The sequence below is a fragment of the Corallococcus sp. AB049A genome, assembly GCF_003668885.1.
Classification (GTDB): domain Bacteria; phylum Myxococcota; class Myxococcia; order Myxococcales; family Myxococcaceae; genus Corallococcus; species Corallococcus interemptor.
Genome location: NZ_RAWL01000681.1, coordinates 1 through 2696, shown reverse-complemented (window position 1 = coordinate 2696; position 2696 = coordinate 1). Strand labels below are relative to the sequence as shown.

At 69.4% G+C, this 2696-nt stretch carries 2 protein-coding genes; one reads left to right on the top strand and one right to left on the bottom strand.

Features of this window, described 5'->3' with window-relative positions; all coding sequences use genetic code 11:
- The first annotated feature begins 82 nt into the window (after window positions 1-82).
- The gene (locus D7X55_RS38195) at window positions 83-931 is read left to right on the top strand and encodes an HAD family hydrolase (RefSeq protein WP_120552325.1); all 849 of its coding nucleotides are present in this window, start codon (window positions 83-85) and stop codon (window positions 929-931) included.
- Between the two features lie 77 nt (window positions 932-1008).
- On the opposite strand, the gene atpA is transcribed toward D7X55_RS38195, so the two are convergent.
- Complete coding sequence (gene atpA, locus D7X55_RS38190; protein ID WP_120552326.1) at window positions 1009-2556, bottom strand: F0F1 ATP synthase subunit alpha; 1548 nt, start codon at window positions 2554-2556, stop codon at window positions 1009-1011.
- Window positions 2557-2696: the final 140 nt, after the last annotated feature.

Below are 2696 nucleotides of genomic sequence, written 5' to 3'. Positions count from 1 at the left end.
ATTCGGAGCGGCCGACGGGGCGTCATTCGGGGCTTTCGTTCACGGCCGCGCTTCCAAGCGGCCGGGCTGCAAGGACAGGTGGATGGGAATCGCGTGCGTGGTGCTGGACTTCGATGGGACCTTCACGGACGTGCTGGCGGAGGGCGAGCCCTTCCTCAGGCACTTCCAGGACGCGCTGTACGGGGTGCTGGGGCAGGACGCGTCCCAGGCGTGGGCGGAGGAGGTCGCCGCGCTGCATGAGGGCGTGGACCAGTACGGCTGGGAGGTCGCGGGGCGCATCGTGGCGCCGGCCACCGCGGACCCCTACCTGACGGCCACCTGCACCGCGCACCGGCTGCTCAAGCGCTACGGCAAGGGCGACGACGAGGCCCTGCGCACGGACACGGTGCAGACGCTGTACAAGGAGGCGTACCGGCACTCGGCCACGGCCTTCAAGGCGGAGGCGAAGGAGGTGCTGGAGGCGCTCTTGGCCACGGGCCTGCCCGTGTCCGTGGTGACCAACGCGCACACGGAGCTGGTGGAGGCCAAGCTGGACAAGCTGGCCCCCAAGGGCCGCGAGCGGCTGAAGGTGTTCGGCGACGCGCGCAAGTTCCAGCTGGAGGACACGCAGCCCCGGGACGCGCGCTTCGACGCGCTGCCGGAGGCGCTGCACCTGGACGGCGTGCTGGGCCGGCCGGTGTACCTGCGCCGCGGGCGCTACTTCTCCGCGCTCAAGCGCATCTGGGACGCCACGCACACGGGCCCGGAGTCCACGCTCGTCGCCGGTGACATCTTCGAACTGGACCTGGCCATGCCCGCCGCGCTGGGCGCGCACGTGCAGCTGGTGGAGCGCGCCAACGTGATGCCCTACGAGCGCGCCGCCGTGCAGCGCCTGGGCACGCGGGGCAGCGCGGACAAGAGCCTGCGCGCCATCCTGCCCCGGCTGCGCTGAGGAAACGAAAAGCCCCGCCTCCCCGCGAAGGGAGGACGGGGCTGTCCGTTACGGCAACCGCGCGTGGGGCGCGAAGACTAGACCTTGGCGCCCGGGGTCGCCTGGAACACGTCGTTGAACTCGGCGAGCGCCTTGTTGATGTTCGCCTTGATGTCGGCGGTCAGCTCGCGCTTGGCGACCAGGTCGGAGACGATGTTCGGGTACTTGCTGTCCACGAACTCCAGCATCTCCTTCATCCAGCGGACCACGTCGCCCACCGGCACCTGGCGGATCCACCCGCGCTTGCCGGCGTCGTCCTTGTTGGTGGCGGCGTAGATCTGGATGACCTGACGCTCGACGGAGAGCGGCTCGTACTGGCCCTGCTTGAGCAGCTCCACCATGCGGGCGCCGCGCGCCAGCGTCTCCTGCGTGGCCTTGTCCAGGTCGGAGCCGAACTGGGCGAAGGCGGCCAGCTCGCGGTACTGCGCCAGCTCCAGCTTCATGGAGCCCGCGACCTGCTTCATGGCCTTGATCTGCGCCGCGGAACCCACGCGCGACACGGAGAGGCCCACGTTGATGGCCGGGCGGACGCCGGAGAAGAACAGGTCCGTCTCCAGGAAGATCTGCCCGTCGGTGATGGAGATGACGTTCGTCGGGATGTAGGCGGACACGTCACCCGCCTGCGTCTCGATGATGGGCAGCGCCGTGAGGGAGCCCGCGCCCTCCTCGTCGGACAGCTTGGCGGCGCGCTCCAGCAGGCGGCTGTGGATGTAGAACACGTCGCCGGGGTACGCCTCGCGGCCCGGCGGGCGGCGCAGGAGCAGGGACAGCTGGCGGTACGCCACGGCCTGCTTGGAGAGGTCGTCGTACACGATGAGGCCGTGCATCTTGTTGTCGCGGAAGTACTCGCCGATGGCGACGCCCGCGTACGGGGCGAAGTACTGCATGGGCGCCGGGTCGGACGCGTTCGCCGCGACGACCGTCGTGTACTCCATGGCGCCGTGCTTGGTCAGCTTCTCCACCACCTGCGCCACGGTGGACTGCTTCTGCCCGATGGCGACGTAGATGCAGTAAACGCCCAGGCCCTTCTGGTTGATGATGGCGTCGATGGCGACGGCCGTCTTGCCCGTCTGGCGGTCACCGATGATGAGCTCGCGCTGACCGCGGCCCACCGGCACCAGCGCGTCCAGCGCCTTGATGCCCGTCTGCAGGGGCTCGTGAACGGACTTGCGCTTCACGATGCCGGGCGCCTTCACCTCCAGGCGGCGGTGCTCGGTGGCCTCGATGGGGCCCTTGCCGTCCACCGGCTGGCCCAGCGCGTTCACCACGCGGCCCAGCAGGCCCTTGCCCACCGGCACGGAGGCGATCTGCCCGGTGCGCTTCACGGAGTCACCCTCGCGGATGTCCTTGAACTCGCCCATGATGGCGACGCCGACGTTGTCCTCTTCCAGGTTGAGGACCAGGCCCTGCACGCCGTTGGTGAACTCCACCAGCTCACCGGCCAGCGCGCCCTCCAGGCCGTACACACGGGCGATACCGTCGCCCACGGTCAGCACGGTGCCGGTCTCGGCGACGGTGACCTTCTTGCCGTAGTCCTTGATCTGCTCCCGGATGATTTTGCTGATCTCGTCGGCGCGGATTTCCATGGGCGTCTAGCGTCCTTGCGGAGGGGGCGGCCTGAAGAGAACGGGGATGGCCGCCGCGAATCTTGATGTACCGGGTGGCCCCCTATCACGGGCACCGGGACTCTCGCAACGCACCACGCGCCCCGGCCTTCCCCCACCCC